This window comes from Nitrobacter sp. TKz-YC02 (genome assembly GCF_049852135.1).
Lineage (GTDB): Bacteria > Pseudomonadota > Alphaproteobacteria > Rhizobiales > Xanthobacteraceae > Nitrobacter > Nitrobacter vulgaris.
In genome coordinates this window covers 3,799,923-3,815,820 of sequence record NZ_CP180728.1, presented here as the reverse complement: position 1 = coordinate 3,815,820, position 15,898 = coordinate 3,799,923, and the positions used below count along the sequence as shown (strand labels likewise).

The window sequence follows — 15,898 nt, the reverse complement described above, 5'->3', positions numbered from 1 at the left end:
GGGAGCGCAAATCTGCACCGTAGTCAACTGGCCTCCTTGCGGCGGTCCCCTGACATAGCCTATCCCGCCGCGCACATCATCAACCCCGAACCAAGCACTGAAGCGCTGCCCGCATCGCCCAGACGCAATCTCGATCAACCAAGAGTGCGGACCCGAGGCTCAACAGAGCGGCTTGACGGACCACAAGTGGGGAAAGCGGCAGCTAGGCGCAGATTCAGCACAACGATTCAGTTCTCGGAACCCTTTCCCCGCCCCGCGCATTATCTGGCCCGACGTGGAGTTTTAAAAAGTAGGATGGTTGCAATGGATGAATGCAGAGATGATCACGCCGCCCAGAAGCGCGCTAGCGATCTGTTCTTTTTTCTCGGCAGCTTCGGAGTCTTGGCGGCCCTCGTCGGGTCCGGCTTCATCCTGGCATCGGTGACACTTTAAAATTTGCTTTCCATGTCCCGATCAGGCCCGCCACGAATCCTAGACTTCCATCTCGGAGTTGGCGTTGAGGAAGAGGAAGCTGTCCACCATCCTCTCACGAGTGGGTCCGAACAGAGAGGTCGTTGCGAGCAACTCTTCCATCTTGGGGTTAGCCGCCCAGGACTCATCGACGACACACCAGTCGAGCTGAAAATACTCACCGTCCTTCGAGATCAGAAGTCCTACCCCGACCCGGGTCTTCAGATCGTACTTGGCCGCTCTGGTAAACATTACGACGGCATTTGTCCTCATTCTCGTTCCGTCCACGCCCGTCACTGGCCAATCCGGGTCCATGCTGGCGACCATGAACGTGCAGTCGGTCTTCGGCAATGCGAACCTGAAAGCACGGGCCTCAAGGGAGATAACGAGCCGAGTTTTGAATTCACGCCAGACAGATCGTGGAACGCGAGCGAACTCCTCCATGATCCGATAGTAGTCCGAACTCCTTTCAGGGTTGACGATATGAGCTTCGAGGTCGCGCATGATGTTTGAAAGATCGAACGCGTCGAGGTCTTGCACGAAGGCGTGCAACCGCCCGATAGATTCCGGCTCCGGTAAATCCTTCTCTGACAGGAACGCGACCATGATATCGGGCTCCTCCATGACCGTTCCAGCCTCACGCAGCCGCGGCAGCACTGCTTCTCGATACTCGAAGTAGAGTCGTACATCGTCGGGGACACGGAGCTTGTCCAAGATGCCTAGATAGTCATGTGCTGCCACAGTGGATAAAGCCGGCGGTCGTCGAGACGTGGAATTTGGTCTCCCAGCAGTCCTTAGGTAGCGACTGTCCAGGGAGGAAAACGACGATCTTTTTGATGTCTTCAAGGTCACCACCTCTAACCGCAATCTCGTGGCCTTGTCCGTCTTCTCGTTTTCGGCCAAGTACCGCAACGATGCCTTGATCTGATCCATCGCCTTCCCGAGCACCTTTCTCCGAAACCACTGGCGCTCGGTTTTGGGATCCAACGTCTCCTCAGTCCGTTCCTCGAGCTGGAACACAAGGGCTAGCGAGCCGATTTTGACTATCCCGTCTGCCAACTCAACCTGCTGCTTCGGACGGGGGAAGAACCGCGTCTCAGAGAAGGTGAATTCTTTCCAGAATGTGTTGGCGTTCAGCTGAGCGGTGAATTCTTCAAGCGTCATACGGTATAGGATAGTCTGTTGCCGACGGACGTTGAAGGGCTAAGCCCGTGTAACAGCGCTGGATATGGTGCCGAGTGAAAGATCGAACTCTCGCCCTTCGGTTTGCAAAACCACTGCAGGGTTGCCCATCAAAGGAGGCACATATAGCCCGAACGCCGAAAACGGTGCTTATCCGGTGCTTTTCTGAAACGCGGAGTCATAGGCCGAAGCGAGCCGCGGCCCAAGCGCCTGATCCGACTTGATAAAGCTGGCGCGCCCGAAGAGATTCGAACTCCTGACCTCCAGATTCGTAGTCTAAGCCCTCGATCTGAGGCGTCTCAACAAATTTGCAAACCGAGCCCTTTGTGCCCTCAAAGGCGTCAATGGCTTAGCACCCCCATCGCAAACCATTTCCTGGTCGTCGAGCGCGACGATGGAAAGTTCGCAGTCGGCTGGCACGACGGCGCTGCCGGCCCGTTCGAGAGCCGCTCATTTGCCGAAGCCGTCGCTGCCCGGAGGGCCGCATGAGGCGCTCCGGCAGGGTGAAATTTTTCAAAGAAAAGTCTGGCTACGGCTTCATCGCCCCGGATGACGGCGGCGATGAGCTCTTCGTCCATCGCACCGCCTTGGCATTCCGCGGGGCTGACAACGAAGCCCTGACGCTTGTCGAAGGCCAGCGGGTGTCATTCGCCGTGGTCGAAAGTGACAAGGGCCTGAAGGCCATCAGCGTCGACGTCGATCACTCATAAAAACGAAAACGGGCCCGACCTTTTCCCGAGGTCGAGCCCGCAAAAATGGCGCTGGTTCGGATAAGTCACGGCAGCGGCGCCACCATCACAGCAAGATGGACTGTTTACTGTGGGGCGCGATCATAGACAAGGCCCGGTCCGAAAGATGCGAGGGCTGATCGCCGGTGCGACGCAGAGCACCGTAAAGTTGGCATCAAGGTGATCCGCACCGTCGCGAAGATCACCGCCTAAAGCGACGGTCGGCTCCGGCAGGCAAGATCGCAAGGGCGTAGGGACCAACCCCGCCATCTCGGTGGGGCTGGTCGTCCTATGCCTTTCGCTCGGGTCTCACCAACAGGCAAGGACCGAAGAGTAGAAAGAACGGTGCGGCGCGGACCAACACTCCGGAGCCAGCCTACTTCGTCGTGATATGCGGGCCGACCATTCCGGGGAAGAACGCCATCAAGCTCCCTTCATTAAAGGGCAGACGATAAGATCGCGTGTCATCCTTCACACTTAAGTGAAACTGACTCCACGTCTCTAGAAAGGTCTTAGACTCCAAGCCCCGAATTTTTCCGGGGGCGTTGGGGTCCGGATCTCCGAATTTTGCAATCAACTTGATCGGTGCGCCGGGTGGAATCAGATTGATCTCATCGGTGGGCACAATTCGGTCGTCGCCGGCGTTGTCTTGTGCAATAACCTCTAAGTCGATCTTTCTGCCGCTTTTCAACGAAATGATGCTGGCACTTTTCAGCGCGACCTCTTTTTGGGAGGTGTTCTGCCCCAAGAAGGTCAAACTATAGACCGGCCGCCCGATAGGGGGACCGCCCTCCATTGATAAGTTCGTGTACCACGTCAACGGGCCATCTTGAGCCGCCGCGGTCGGCTGTGTTGAGACCATTGATGAGGGTTGAAGCAGCAGCCAGACCGCAACACCAATGCTGAAGGTCAGAAAAAGCCAAGTACCTATCAGCCCGCCGATCAGCACAGTCCGCCCCATTCCAATGCGAGTACGTAGAGCGCCGCCAACCCTTTGCACAAGGCCAATCACCGTCAGCAATCCAGCCAGGCCAGCACTCGACAGAAAGAAGTATCCCGACGACCTGTACTCGGGAAAAAGGATGGGCAAGGCAACACCGACCCCGCCATAAGCAAAAGCAGCCAGCCAGCCTATCAAATTCCAATCCATCGAAAGAAGTTACAGGTTTATGCCCGGAGGGAGCGAGTGCTGCTCGCGGCTATCAACAGCATCTGTCCTAAGCGCAGACACGTTCCAGAATAAAAACCTGAGCCGATGGGCCGCCAACCCGACCTGCGGTTGACGCCCTAGCCAGCGCCCCGCTCGCCCCCATCCGCGCACTTTGAGGGCCCGAGCAGCCTCGCGTACTTGCCTCTGATTTTGCTTGCATTTATCTGTGGCGTTGCCGATTATGTGGCATTGCTACAGCAACGCCACAACGAGGCGCCCATGAAGGTCTATGGATATTGCCGAGTCTCCACTGCCGAGCAGGCGAATGGTGGACTTTCGCTCGACACTCAGCGCCAGCAAATCACTGGCTACGCGATGATGAAGGGCTGGCAGGTGGATGGGTTCTTCGTTGAGGCTGGCGTATCGGGCTCTGTACCGCTTGCTGATCGGCCGGAAGGTCAGCGCATGTTGGCGGCGTTGCAGCCCGGTGACGTCGTCATCACCGCGAAGCTGGACCGCGCCTTCCGCTCTGCGGCCGACGCGCTCGGTACCCTTGAGCAACTGAAGGACGACAAGGTCGCGTTGCACATGATCGATCTCGGCGGCGACGTCACCGGCAACGGAATCAGCAAGCTGGTCTTCACGATCTTGAGCGCAGTCGCCGAGAACGAGCGTGACCGCATCCGGGAGCGCGTGCGTGACGCTAAACAGCATCGGGCCTCCCAGAGGCTCTACAACGGCGGGAAGCGGCCGTTCGGATTCGATGTGGTGGAAGGTCGGCTGGTGCCGAACGTCAAAGAGCAGGCTGCACTTGATGCTGCAAGGACGATGCGCGCCAACGGCCTCAGTCTGCGTGCCGTTGCTTCGGAGTGGAAGCATAATTTCGGCCTGGGCGCGCTGGATGCGAAGACCGTTCAGCGCATTTTAGGACGGGAAGTGGCCGGATGAAATCCGAACTGCCAATCAAGCCGTCCCACAGCGAAATCCGCGAGACGGCTCTACCAATACTCACAACGCGCTCTTGCCGATCCGCCTGCGCGGGACTATGTCGTCGGTGGGTTGATCGAACCGGTCTCTCGCGCCCCAACTCCGTAGCGACCAGCGCCTACAGTGCCAGTGCCCGGCCGGGCCAGTGCCGACAGTGCCAGTGTTTCTGCGGCCAGAGAAAGCGAGCATCAGCCTCCGCGCCCCACGCCGGCAAGCGCTTGCACGGCGCGGTGGGCGCGGCCAAGCTAGCTTTTCATCGAGCAAGGCGGCGCTTGGCGCCGGCTTCGATTTCGAGGGCGTTCGCCTGGGCGACTGATTATTGAAATGTTAGCCCGTTGCATGTACTGATTCTCACCAGATGTGCGCCCGATGTAGTGCGCACCCCGTCCCCGACATGCGCCGCTCGGGGAAGGCAGTGCCAGGCTCCAGTCCATTTTCAGGACGAAGATGCCTACCGCTGCCCGACGATCAACCCGCAAGACCACTTCTGGAATCAGCCTGCCGCGATTTGACGCGCGCACGCGCTCGTCCCGGCGATATCGCGCATTGCTCGAGGAGTTGGCGGCGGAAGTTGGCGGACCACTTTCGGCGATCGACAAAGAGTTGGTGGCTCAAGCTGCCGCCCTGGCGCTTCGCAGCGAACAAATTCGCGAGGCCATCGTGGCCGGCGGCCCCGTCGACGCCGACGAGGCAATCAGACTGACCAGCGAGTCCAGGCGAATTCTCCTTCGACTAAAAGCGAAAGCCACGAAGAACAAGCCGGCGGCCCCGTCTATTACGGAATGGCTCGCTGCGCAGGCACCGCGGCCTGCAGAGGCTGCTGAATGAGCACTCCAGCCAGCCATTCAGCGCAACCCATCGTGACCATCCTGGACGCGATGCGCCATCATGACCTGTTTGCCCGCTGGTTCAGGGATCCTGTTAGCTTCGCCTGTTGGTGTGTTCTCTTGTCGGCGCTGTTCGGCCTTCCCCTTGACCCCGCTCAGCTGGAGATCTTCAAGACGTGCACCGGCCGCACCGCGCCATTAGCTTCGGGCTACATCGAGGCCTGGCTGATAGTCGGTCGCCGCGGAGGCAAATCGCTCATCCTCGCGTTGATTGCGGTCTATCTCGCCGTGTTCAAGGTCTGGTCGGACCGTTTGGTGCCCGGCGAACGTGGCACCGTGCTCGTCATCGCCGCTGATCGTCGGCAGGCTCGCGTCATCTTCCGCTACATCACCGCGTTGATTACCGAGACGCCGATGATCGCGGCCATGGTCGTCGGCGAGATTACGCAAGATCGAATCGATCTCTGCAATGGCATCTCTATCGAGATCAGCACCGCGAATTTCCGCAGCGTTCGTGGATACACGTTGGTTGCCGCCCTCTGTGACGAGATCGCCTTCTGGCAAGGCGATGACAGTGCCAGCCCTGACGTTGAGATCCTTGCCGCTCTCCGGCCTATGCCTCCACAGAAGCCATCGATGCGCAAGGCGAAACTGTGCTCAAGAGTGCGATCGAAGCCGCGCTCGATGACTACATGGAATTCGCCAATATTCGCGAGATGCACGCGTTGTCTGCTGTCGGCACCACCGAAGAGGCCAGCGTCGACGACAAGGGTCTCTACATCGGTGCCAAGATTGTCGACGACACCGCATGGGGCAAGGTGACTAGCGGTATCTACAAGGGGTTCTCGATCGGCGGCAAAGTGCTCGGCCGCGACAAAGACAACAAGAAGATCATCACCAAGATCGCGCTCAACGAGATCTCGTTGGTCGACCGTCCGTCCAACCCAGAGGCGCGCTTTGATGTTTGGAAGGCCGCGGGTGCTGATCTGACTGACCCTGTCGGCGGGGCGAACGCTATGATCGACGCGGCGAATGCGGCAATCGCAAAGGTCCGGCAACCCGATGGCAGTGACACCATCCTCAAGATAATCCAGGCGAAGGATGATGAGATCGACCGCCTCAACAAGCGAATCGAGGAATTGCTCGCTGAGCCCATGCCGCCGAAGACTGCTGGACTTTTCGCCATCTCGAAAGAGGAAGATGCCAGCGGTGCTGGCTTACAGAAAAGGCAAGCGAGTGAGGACGAACTCGTCGCCGGTCTCGGCGCCATGTCGGAAGAAGACCGCGCAATGCTTTTGATCAGGGCCGCGCAACAACTGCCGCGGCCAGTGACGATGTCAGGGCCCACAAAATGACGGCGATCGCCCGGATATTCCTCTCGACGCCGGGAACGCGGGCAAGCGAGGCTGGCGGTTTCGGTTCGGCCTTTGCCTTCACCGGTTTCGGCAACACCGACGGTCCGAGGATCTTTTCCAGCTCGACGCAAATCAGCGTTGCGATTCCCGCTTTCAAAGGCCTCACACTCGCAGCCTTTATTTTGCATCTCAGTTCGATCAGCGAGATCTTGTCGAAGGCGGCCAGCCATTCAAGACCCAGATTCGCCCAGCGCGGATGGTGACGGATAACGTCCGAAACCGCTTCGATGATGTCTGTGATACACTCCGGCAAGGGAAGGCCACACGCAAAGGCGTGAAGGCCGCTCCGATCACCATCAGGTGCACGGCGACGCTGCGCCGGATGCTCGACGGACTGCCGCGCACAGGCCTGTTGGTTCTCAGCACAAAGACCGGGCGCCCGTTCAAGAAGCGCTACTTCGCCGAGCAGTGGGAAAAGGCCGCGACGGACGCAAAGCTAGTCGACCTGCACTTCCATGATCTACGCGGCACGGCGATAACGATGCTATCTGAGGCTGGCAACACGCCACAGCAGATCGCGACGGTGACAGGCCACACCATCAAGACAATTCATCAGATCATCGAAAAGTATTTGGCGCGAACGAAGCATCTGTCCGACGCCGCCATCCTCAACTTCGAGAACTCACCGCGAACAAAGTTTGCAAACCAACTGCAAACCGTCGCTCGCGCGGTCAACAGCAAGAAAGGGAAAAGCGATGCCAATCAATAACATGGATGGCGCGCCCGAAGAGATTCGAACTCCTGACCCCCAGATTCGTAGTCTGGTGCTCTATCCAGCTGAGCTACGGGCGCGTTTGTCGGCAAAAATCGCTGAAATTCACAGTGCTTGCGTTTCGGGAACCAGCGTCCCGAAGGCGCGCCATTGCTAACGGCTCCCGGTCGGCTTTGCAAGCGGTGCGGCTGCACCGGCAGCGCATATGATGATTCGCGATGAAGGGCGCGACAAGGCTGCTTGCAACCTAGGGCTTTCCGCTTCTGTAGGAATCAGAAGTGTGGCTCTCAGATTTTGATCTTATGTGTTTTCTTCACGCGAACCGGCATCCGCTTCGGCTCGAAAACGCTATAATGGCAAGAAATCGAAATCCAGCCACATGGAGCAGCCACAATCTTGAAATCGATCAGGCTCGGGCGCGTTCGTTACGGATCGTTTGCAGCTCCACGGGACGATCCGGGATCGTAATCCGGAACGTTGCGCCTATGGTGCCTTCCACCAGGGCAATGTCGCCGCCGTGCGCGCGCACCAGTTCTGCCGCGATCGCAAGGCCGAGACCGCTGCCGCCGGGGCGTGCCGATCCCTGGAAGGCCTCGAACAGGTGGTTGCGCGCCTGTTGCGGAACGCCTGGTCCGGTGTCGGAAACCTCGATGATCGCCACCGCGCCCTCGCGGCGGCCGGTAACCCGGATTTGCCGGGTCGCAGCATCAGCGTCGTTTCGCGGTTGGCTCTCCAAAGCCTGTGCGGCGTTGCGCACGAGATTGAGCAGAATACGGAAAAGCTGATCCGGATCCGCGTCGATGGTAAGGCCGCGCTCGATCGCGTTGATCCAGGTGATGGATCCGTCCGGCGCCAGTCCCGCCGACTCCCGCACTTCGTTGACTATAGGCTCAATCGCCATCAGCCGCCGGTCGGGGGCGGCCTCCTGCGCCCGTCCATAAGACAACGTCGACTGGCAGAACGCGATGGCGCGTTCCAGCGAGCGCATCAGCTTTGGCGCGAACCGCTGCACCCGGGGATCGGGCACGCTGGCCAGTTGATCGGAGAGCAGCTGCGAGGACGCCAGCAGATTGCGAAGGTCGTGATTGATCTTCGAAACGGCGAGACCAAGCGCAGCCAGCCGGCTCTTCTGATGCAGCATCGACACGAGGTCACGCTGCATGTCGGAGAGTTCACGCTCGGCGACGCCGATTTCGTCGCCGCGCTGCGACGGCGCGATGATCCGCGCCGAGCTTTCGGGATTCTGGTGAAAGCCTACGAGATTCGCGGTCAGGCGCCGCATCGGGCGGACGAACAGGTAGTGCAGCGCCAGATAGACCAAAGCGGCAGTCAAAATCGCTATCGCCAGCGAGACCAGCAACAGGTTGCGCGAAAAGCGGTACATCGACTGGCGCAGCGGCTCCTCGTCGGTGACGACCTCGATGAACTGCGCGCCGCGCGACCCTGGTCCGATGATGCGGATCGCCTGGTTGCCGCTCTCCAGCATGGTTTCGAATGAACCGACAATGGCCGACCACGGAGTCATGGTGCGCATGTCGATATCATGATCGATCGCCGCCGGCAGATCGGCACTGGCGAGCAGCCGTCGCTGTTGACCCATCTTGATGGCGACCGCACGGGCGCCGATGCTGCTGAGAATCTGCCTTGCGAGCGAGTCGGGCACCATGCCCGAGGGAGCTGCATCAAGTACCAGCGCTGCGGTGTTCGCGGCCGCCAGGCGATCGTTGAGTCGATTCAACCGAAAATTGGCGATCGCGGGGACGTAGATCAGTATTTCGGCAATCATTACCAGCGGAATCGTCAGCAGCAGGAGCTTGCCGGACAGGCCGAGCCGGCCGCGCAATGAGAGACGTGAGGCCCGAATCCGGAGCTGTTCGATCGCCTGTGACACGGTTGTCCTCTGAAGGGCCTGCGGCAAACTGACCGTGATCCGCGCTCCTGAAATGGATCACGCCGGCCCCATGAACCACTGCCGGAACACATGCGTAATATATGTCGGCGCGAGATTTTGGCCAATTCGGCCGGGCTGGGAAACGGTACAGGGCAAGATTGACGAAAAGAGGCCGCTCCCGTATAAGCCGCGCCAATTGTCCGTGACGGCTCGGTTTCGATCGGGACGGCTTGTTCGAGCCGAAAAAGGCTCGGTTCAGGTCGGTATTACCGGACTTAACCTCAACATCAGGCGACGTGCCCGGTCAGCGGAGACTCCCGTGAAACGGACTTATCAACCCAGCAAATTGGTGCGCAAGCGCCGCCACGGCTTTCGTGCCCGCCTCGCGACCACCGGCGGCCGGAAGGTTCTTGCCGCGCGCCGCGCACGGGGCCGCAAGCGCCTGAGTGCCTGAGCGGATCGTCCCGAGAACCATCATGGACCGGTTGAGGCAGCGGGCGGACTTCCTCGCCGTTGCCAATGGGCCGCGGGTGAGCACCCCTGCCTTCGTGGTACAAAATCGTCGCCGCAACGATGGCGGTCCGATCAGGATCGGCTTCACGGTGACAAAAAAAAATGGCACCGCGACCGAGCGAAACCGCATCCGCCGCAGACTTCGCGAATTGGTGAAGCGCTTGGACGCCGTATCCATGCGACCGCACAGCGATTATGTGATAATCGGCCGCCGTGCTGCGCTCAACCGCCGTTACGCCGTGATGCTTGATGATTTGCGTTCGGCGTTTCATCGCCTCGACCGCCGGCATCCAGGATGAACGCGGCGTCAAATCGACGACATCAACGGTGTATACAGCCGCAATTCGAATTGAGTGACGAGATCCTGAACGATGTCTGAGAACCGCAATACCATCATCGCTATCGTTCTGTCGGCTCTCGTGCTGATCGCCTGGCAGTACTTCTACAACATTCCGCAGATGGAAAAGGATCGCGCCGCGCACCAGGCGCAAAGCGAGCTTGCCAAGTCTCAGAACAAGTCTCAGACCGAGGCGGCGCCGAATTCCCCCACGCCCGCTCAACCCGCGGCTGAAACCGCGGTGGTTGCCCGGGATGCGGCCATCGCGTCCAAGCCTCGCGTCAAGATCAGCACCCCTCGCCTGAGCGGAAGCCTTTCGCTGACTGGCGCGCGTATCGATGACCTCCTGCTGACCAAGTATCGCGAGACGGTCGATCCCGCGTCGCCCGCGATCGAGCTGTTTTCGCCCTCCGGTACGGCCAATCCGTATTATGCCGAATTTGGATGGGTTCCCGCCACCGGATCGACCGCCCGGGTTCCAGACAAGAACACGGCTTGGGTGCAGGAAGGGTCGGGGGCGCTGACGCAGTCCACGCCGGTCACGCTGAAGTATGACAATGGCGAAGGGCTGACGTTCCGTCGCAGCATTTCGGTGGACGAGCACTATCTGTTCACGATCAAGGATGAGGTCACAAACGCCGGCAGCGCGCCGGTGACGCTGTACCCGTTCGCACTGATTTCACGCCACGGCACTCCGGCGGTCTCCGGCTACTACATTCTGCACGAAGGCCTTATCGGCTTTCTCGGCGATCAGAAGCTGCAGGAATATACATACAAGAAGATCGACGAAGCCAAATCGGTGACCTTCAATTTCACCAACGGCTGGCTCGGCATCACCGACAAGTACTGGGCCGCGGCCCTGCTGCCTGACACCAGCGCGCGGTTGCAGGCGCGCTTCTCATCCGATCTGGCGGGTTCAGTCAGGACCTACCAAACCGATTATCTGGAGGATGCGCGGACGATCCCGGCCGGCGGCACAGGTTCGGTAAACACGCGCCTTTTCGCTGGCGCCAAGGAAGCCGGTGTTGTTGGCCTCAATTTTCCGTTCGTGGAGCTTGGTGGCTACAACAAACAACTCGGCCTCAACCATTTTGACTTGTTGATCGATTGGGGTTGGTTCCACTTCATCACCAAACCGATGTTCCTTGCGCTGGATTTCTTCTTTCATGTGTTCGGCAACTTCGGTGTCGCGATTCTGGTCGTGACCGTACTGGTCAAGCTGATTTTCTTCCCGCTCGCCAACAAGTCCTACGCCTCGATGGCAAAGATGAAGGCGGTCCAGCCTCAGATCAACGCACTGAAGGAACGCTTCCCTGACGACAAGATGAAGCTGCAGCAGGAGATGATGGAGATCTACAAGAAGGAGAAGATCAACCCGATCTCGGGCTGTCTTCCGGTCCTCCTGCAGATTCCCGTGTTCTTCTCGCTGTACAAGGTGCTGTTCGTGACCATCGAAATGCGTCACGCACCATTCTTCTCCTGGATCAAGGATCTGTCCGCACCCGATCCGACCCACATTTTCAACCTGTTCGGACTGCTGCCATACGATCCCTCTGTGGTGCCACTGCTCGGGCCCTATCTGGCGCTCGGTGCGTGGCCGATCATCATGGGCATCACGATGTGGTTCCAGATGAAGCTGAATCCGACACCGCCGGATCCGACTCAGAAGATCATCTTCGACTGGATGCCGGTGATCTTCACCTTCATGCTCGCGTCTTTCCCGGCTGGTCTCGTGATCTATTGGGCGTGGAATAACACGCTGTCGGTGATCCAGCAGAGCTACATCATGCGCCGCAACGGCGTGAAAGTAGAACTGTTTGATAACGTGAAATCGACCTTCCGCCGCAAATCCTCCGACAAGCCGGCGAAGACCACATAGACTGATCGCCGCCTTGCGATCGTTGCGGGGGAGCATTACGGACGAAGCCGTCCAATGATCGGCGGGAACGTTTCTGATTCCGTCGCTCCGCGCAAAATCGGCTGATCTTGCCGCGAATGCGTGCTGCCAAGTCGGGAAGGCCTCTTCGCATGACAACCGGCCTTGATACGGAGTTGATCGAGCAAGGCCGAAGACTGTTTGCAGGGGACTGGCAATTCATCTGGGCGTCGCCGTCGATCGAAACGTTGCCGCCCATGGCTGGCCTCGAGGTTGCATTCGCCGGACGCTCCAACGTCGGCAAGTCGAGCCTGATCAACGCGCTGACGGGTCGCAGCGCGCTGGCCCGAACGTCACGCACGCCGGGACGAACCCAGGAGCTGATCTTCTTCGAGGGTCCCAAGGGTGCCGACGTCCGGCTGGTCGACATGCCAGGATACGGCTTCGCGTCGGCGCCGAAGGCCAAAATCGCGTCGTGGACGTCTCTGATCCACCAATTTCTGCTCGGCCGGGCGACGCTTGCGCGCGTCTATGTCCTGATCGACGCGCGCCACGGCATCAAGGATACTGACCAGGATATCCTAACCACGCTCGACAGGTCCGCGGTGAGCTACCAGATCGTGCTGACCAAGGCGGACGAGGTCAAGGCCGCCGAGATGGTGGAGCGTACCGAAGCGACCAGGGCGCTGCTCGCCAAACATCCTGCAGCGTTTCCGGACGTGCTGGTCACGTCGTCGCGCACGGGCTACGGAGTACCGGAGTTGCGCGCCGCCATGGCCCGCCTGATCGGAGAGCTTCAGCGATGACGCAGTTCTGCTGTTTTCGGATCGTCGTTTTTGCGGCGGGGCTGATGGGCGCCGCCGGCGTCATCCTGGCTGCGGTCGCGGCGCACAAGACGGGCGGCACACTTCTGCTCTCGGCCTCGTCGATGCTGTTGTTTCATGCTCCCGCCGCGTTGCTGGCGGTGCTTCTGGCGGATCGGCAGATTATTCGCCCACGTCTCGGTCTCGCGACCGCCGGCTGCTTTGTCGCAGGCGCGATCCTGTTCAGCGCGGACTTGACGGTGCGGCAATTCCTCGATCACCACCTTTTCCCGAGAGCTGCTCCGACCGGCGGAACGCTGATGATTCTGGGTTGGTTCTTGCTCGCGATCGCCGCCCTCTGGCCTCGTGCGGCGTCCCGTTCCGAGCAGTCCGGATACTGACCCGAAGCGGCTTTGCGGTCCCGCCGCCGATCGGTTAGAACCCGTTTTATCCCGCCGGCCAAGAGATCAGTCTCGAGAGATCAGCGTCATGTCCGATGACTCCCGCATCAGCCCGCTCGATCAGGCGCGCATCCTGTCCGAGGCGCTGCCGCACATGCAGCGATATGACGAGGAGACGATCGTCATCAAGTACGGCGGCCATGCCATGGGCTCAGAGGAGGTCGCCCGCCAGTTTGCCCGCGACATCGTGCTGCTCGAGCAGACCGCGATCAATCCGGTGGTGGTGCATGGCGGGGGTCCTCAGATCGCGGCCATGCTGCAACGGCTCGGGATAAAATCCGAATTCGCCGCCGGACTGCGTATTACCGATGCCGCGACGATTGAAATCGTCGAGATGGTGCTCGCCGGTTCGATCAACAAGCAACTGGTTGGCTACATCAACGAGGCTGGCGGCAAGGCCGTCGGACTTTGCGGCAAGGACGGCAACATGGTTACCGCCTTGAAGGCCACGCGAACGTTGGCGGACCCGGATTCGAACATCGAGAAGGTCGTCGATCTCGGCTTTGTAGGCGAACCCGAACACGTCGATCTGACGCTTCTGAATCAGTTGATCGGTCACGAGCTGATTCCGGTTCTGGCGCCGCTGGCCACCTCAAAAGGCGGCCAGACATTCAACGTCAATGCCGATATTTTCGCCGGGGCAGTGGCAGGCGCGCTGAAGGCCAAACGTCTCTTGCTTCTCACGGACGTTCCAGGCGTGCTCGACAAGTCGAAGAAGCTCATTCCGGAGCTCTCGATCAGCGACGCGCGCAAGCTGATCGCCGACGGGACTATTTCGGGTGGCATGATCCCGAAGGTCGAAACCTGCATTTACGCGCTCGAACAGGGCGTCGGCGGCGTCGTCATCATCGACGGAAAGACTCCTCACGCGGTTCTCCTGGAGCTCTTTACCGATCAGGGCACGGGAACGCTGATTCACAAGTGATCGACGCGCAGCGACATCCACACCGCGGCTTCAGTCACATCGACACGTGGGTGTTCGATCTCGACAACACGCTGTATCCGCATCACGTCAACCTCTGGCAGCAGGTTGACGCACGGATCGGTGAATACATCGGCCAGTTCCTCAACGTCGATCCCGTCGAGGCGCGGCGCATCCAGAAGGATTACTACAAGCGCTTCGGCACAAGCATGCGCGGCATGATGACCGAGCACGGCGTCTCAGCCGACGACTATCTCGCCTACGTCCATCAGATCGACCACTCGCCGCTCGACCCCAATCCGGCGATGGGCGCGGCGATCGAAAGGCTTCCGGGCCGCAAGCTGATTCTGACCAACGGTTCGACCGCCCATGCCGGTAAGGTGCTAGAGCGGCTTGGTTTCGGCCACCACTTCGAGGCCGTGTTCGACATCATTGCCGCAGAGATGGAGCCGAAGCCGTCGCCGCTGACCTATCGTCGCTTTCTCGAACGGCATCACGTCGATGCCGCGAAAAGCGCGATGTTCGAGGATCTGGCGCGCAATCTCGTCGTCCCGCATGAACTGGGGATGACGACCGTGCTGGTCGTGCCGGACGGGACGCGCGAGGTTGTGCGGGAGGAATGGGAAATGGAAGGTCGCGGCGCACCGCATGTCCACCATGTGACCGACGACCTCTCCGGATTTCTGGCGGGGCTGACGGCGCGCTCGGCTTGACATGTCTGCCTCCGTCCCAGAGAACACCGCGTTGACAAACCGCATTCGCGTAGTAAAGCCGCAGGAAATCCGATGTCGCTCGCTTCTCTCGAGACCACCATCAACGGCGCGTTCGACGCGCGCGACACCGTCACCCCCGCGACTAAGGGCGAGGTGCGCGAGGCGGTGGATCATGCGCTCGACCTGCTCGACAAGGGCGAGGTACGCGTCGCCGAGCGCGCGGCTGACGGCAAGTGGATCGTCAATCAGTGGCTCAAGAAGGCTGTGCTGCTGTCGTTTCGCCTCAACGACATGAGCGTTATTCCCGGCGGTCCCGGCAACGCCGTGTGGTGGGACAAAGTGCCGTCGAAGTTCGAGGGCTGGGACGAGAACCGGTTTCGTAACGCGGGCTTTCGGGCCGTGCCGGGTGCGATTGTGCGTCGCTCCGCCTTCATCGCAAAGAACGCTGTGTTGATGCCGTCGTTCGTCAATCTTGGCGCCTATGTTGACGAAAGCACCATGGTCGACACCTGGTGCACGGTCGGCTCCTGTGCCCAGATCGGCAAGCGGGTCCACATCTCCGGCGGCGCGGGCATCGGTGGCGTATTGGAGCCGCTGCAAGCCGGACCTGTGATCATCGAGGACGATTGCTTCATCGGTGCGCGCTCGGAAGTGGCGGAAGGCGTCATCGTACGCAAGGGCGCGGTGCTATCGATGGGCGTTTTCCTCGGCGCCTCGACCAAAATCGTCGACCGCGCAACCGGCGAGATATTCATGGGCGAAGTGCCGGAATATGCGGTGGTGGTGCCGGGCGCTCTGCCGGGCAAGCCGTTGAAGAACGGCCAGCCGGGGCCGTCCACGGCCTGCGCGGTCATCGTCAAGCGCGTCGACGAACGCACTCGCTCCAAGACCGGGATCAATGAACTGCTGCGGGATTAAGCCTCCCGGAGAC

19 protein-coding genes and 1 tRNA gene are annotated in these 15,898 nt (G+C 60.0%); 14 read left to right on the top strand and 6 right to left on the bottom strand.

What is annotated here, in order from left to right:
* Positions 1-303 precede the first annotated feature (303 nt).
* A complete protein-coding gene (locus ACM561_RS18335; protein WP_425906996.1) occupies positions 304-432 on the top strand; it encodes a hypothetical protein in 129 nt (42 codons plus the stop codon).
* Positions 433-471: 39 nt separating this feature from the next.
* Here ACM561_RS18335 and ACM561_RS18330 read toward each other — a convergent pair whose 3' ends face one another.
* Complete coding sequence (locus ACM561_RS18330) at positions 472-1,614, bottom strand: hypothetical protein (RefSeq protein ID WP_425906994.1); 1,143 nt, start codon at positions 1,612-1,614, stop codon at positions 472-474.
* A gap of 503 nt (positions 1,615-2,117) precedes the next feature.
* On the opposite strand from ACM561_RS18330, the gene ACM561_RS18325 reads away from it, so the two are divergent.
* Complete coding sequence (locus ACM561_RS18325) at positions 2,118-2,342, top strand: cold-shock protein (RefSeq protein ID WP_425906993.1); 225 nt, start codon at positions 2,118-2,120, stop codon at positions 2,340-2,342.
* A 394-nt stretch (positions 2,343-2,736) separates the two neighbouring features.
* Here ACM561_RS18325 and ACM561_RS18320 read toward each other — a convergent pair whose 3' ends face one another.
* Positions 2,737-3,510, bottom strand: coding sequence for a hypothetical protein (locus ACM561_RS18320; protein ID WP_425906991.1), 774 nt, complete (start codon positions 3,508-3,510; stop codon positions 2,737-2,739).
* 279 nt (positions 3,511-3,789) lie between these two features.
* Here ACM561_RS18320 and ACM561_RS18315 point away from each other — a divergent pair, with 279 nt between their 5' ends.
* Positions 3,790-4,458 carry a recombinase family protein gene (locus tag ACM561_RS18315; RefSeq protein ID WP_425906989.1) on the top strand — a complete coding sequence of 223 codons (669 nt, stop codon included), beginning with the start codon at positions 3,790-3,792 and terminating at the stop codon, positions 4,456-4,458.
* A 486-nt stretch (positions 4,459-4,944) separates the two neighbouring features.
* Positions 4,945-5,325: a hypothetical protein gene (locus ACM561_RS18310; RefSeq protein ID WP_425906987.1), complete on the top strand. Its 381-nt coding sequence runs from the start codon at positions 4,945-4,947 to the stop codon at positions 5,323-5,325.
* A 197-nt stretch (positions 5,326-5,522) separates the two neighbouring features.
* On the opposite strand, the gene ACM561_RS18305 is transcribed toward ACM561_RS18310, so the two are convergent.
* Positions 5,523-5,888, bottom strand: a complete 366-nt coding sequence (locus ACM561_RS18305) for a hypothetical protein (RefSeq protein WP_425906986.1) — start codon at positions 5,886-5,888, stop codon at positions 5,523-5,525.
* 68 nt (positions 5,889-5,956) lie between these two features.
* On the opposite strand from ACM561_RS18305, the gene ACM561_RS18300 reads away from it, so the two are divergent.
* Positions 5,957-6,679 (top strand): HK97 family phage prohead protease, encoded by a 723-nt coding sequence (locus tag ACM561_RS18300; RefSeq protein ID WP_425909824.1) that lies wholly within the window; start codon positions 5,957-5,959, stop codon positions 6,677-6,679.
* Here ACM561_RS18300 and ACM561_RS18295 read toward each other — a convergent pair.
* The gene (locus ACM561_RS18295) at positions 6,624-6,992 is read right to left on the bottom strand and encodes a hypothetical protein (RefSeq protein WP_425906984.1); all 369 of its coding nucleotides are present in this window, start codon (positions 6,990-6,992) and stop codon (positions 6,624-6,626) included. The two genes, ACM561_RS18300 and ACM561_RS18295, sit on opposite strands and share 56 nt — an antisense overlap.
* Before the next feature lie 21 nt (positions 6,993-7,013).
* Between ACM561_RS18295 and ACM561_RS18290 the strand changes: the two genes are divergently transcribed.
* Positions 7,014-7,448, top strand: a complete 435-nt coding sequence (locus tag ACM561_RS18290; RefSeq protein WP_425906982.1) for a tyrosine-type recombinase/integrase — start codon at positions 7,014-7,016, stop codon at positions 7,446-7,448.
* 6 nt (positions 7,449-7,454) lie between these two features.
* Here the strand turns inward: ACM561_RS18290 and ACM561_RS18285 are convergent.
* Together ACM561_RS18285 and ACM561_RS18280 are read right to left on the bottom strand one after the other, a co-directional pair.
* Positions 7,455-7,531, bottom strand: a tRNA-Arg gene (locus ACM561_RS18285).
* 326 nt (positions 7,532-7,857) lie between these two features.
* The gene (locus ACM561_RS18280; RefSeq protein ID WP_425906981.1) at positions 7,858-9,342 is read right to left on the bottom strand and encodes an ATP-binding protein; all 1,485 of its coding nucleotides are present in this window, start codon (positions 9,340-9,342) and stop codon (positions 7,858-7,860) included.
* Between the two features lie 319 nt (positions 9,343-9,661).
* Here ACM561_RS18280 and rpmH point away from each other — a divergent pair, with 319 nt between their 5' ends.
* From rpmH to dapD, 8 genes are all read left to right on the top strand, one after another.
* The gene (rpmH, locus tag ACM561_RS18275; protein WP_006609582.1) at positions 9,662-9,796 is read left to right on the top strand and encodes a 50S ribosomal protein L34; all 135 of its coding nucleotides are present in this window, start codon (positions 9,662-9,664) and stop codon (positions 9,794-9,796) included.
* 22 nt (positions 9,797-9,818) lie between these two features.
* Positions 9,819-10,154 carry a ribonuclease P protein component gene (gene rnpA / locus ACM561_RS18270; protein WP_079448172.1) on the top strand — a complete coding sequence of 112 codons (336 nt, stop codon included), beginning with the start codon at positions 9,819-9,821 and terminating at the stop codon, positions 10,152-10,154.
* A gap of 72 nt (positions 10,155-10,226) precedes the next feature.
* Entirely contained in the window at positions 10,227-12,071 is a 1,845-nt protein-coding gene (gene yidC, locus ACM561_RS18265; RefSeq protein WP_425906978.1) for a membrane protein insertase YidC, read from the top strand.
* A 149-nt stretch (positions 12,072-12,220) separates the two neighbouring features.
* On the top strand, positions 12,221-12,874 hold the full coding sequence (gene yihA / locus ACM561_RS18260; protein ID WP_425906977.1) for a ribosome biogenesis GTP-binding protein YihA/YsxC: 654 nt from the start codon (positions 12,221-12,223) through the stop codon (positions 12,872-12,874).
* Positions 12,871-13,272, top strand: coding sequence for a DUF423 domain-containing protein (locus ACM561_RS18255; protein ID WP_425906975.1), 402 nt, complete (start codon positions 12,871-12,873; stop codon positions 13,270-13,272). Before yihA ends, ACM561_RS18255 begins: the two co-directional genes overlap by 4 nt.
* An 88-nt stretch (positions 13,273-13,360) precedes the next feature.
* Complete coding sequence (gene argB, locus ACM561_RS18250; protein ID WP_425906973.1) at positions 13,361-14,257, top strand: acetylglutamate kinase; 897 nt, start codon at positions 13,361-13,363, stop codon at positions 14,255-14,257.
* Positions 14,254-14,967 (top strand): pyrimidine 5'-nucleotidase, encoded by a 714-nt coding sequence (locus tag ACM561_RS18245; RefSeq protein WP_425906971.1) that lies wholly within the window; start codon positions 14,254-14,256, stop codon positions 14,965-14,967. The genes argB and ACM561_RS18245 overlap by 4 nt, the downstream gene beginning before the upstream one ends.
* A 72-nt stretch (positions 14,968-15,039) precedes the next feature.
* Complete coding sequence (dapD, locus tag ACM561_RS18240) at positions 15,040-15,885, top strand: 2,3,4,5-tetrahydropyridine-2,6-dicarboxylate N-succinyltransferase (protein ID WP_425906969.1); 846 nt, start codon at positions 15,040-15,042, stop codon at positions 15,883-15,885.
* Positions 15,886-15,898: the final 13 nt, after the last annotated feature.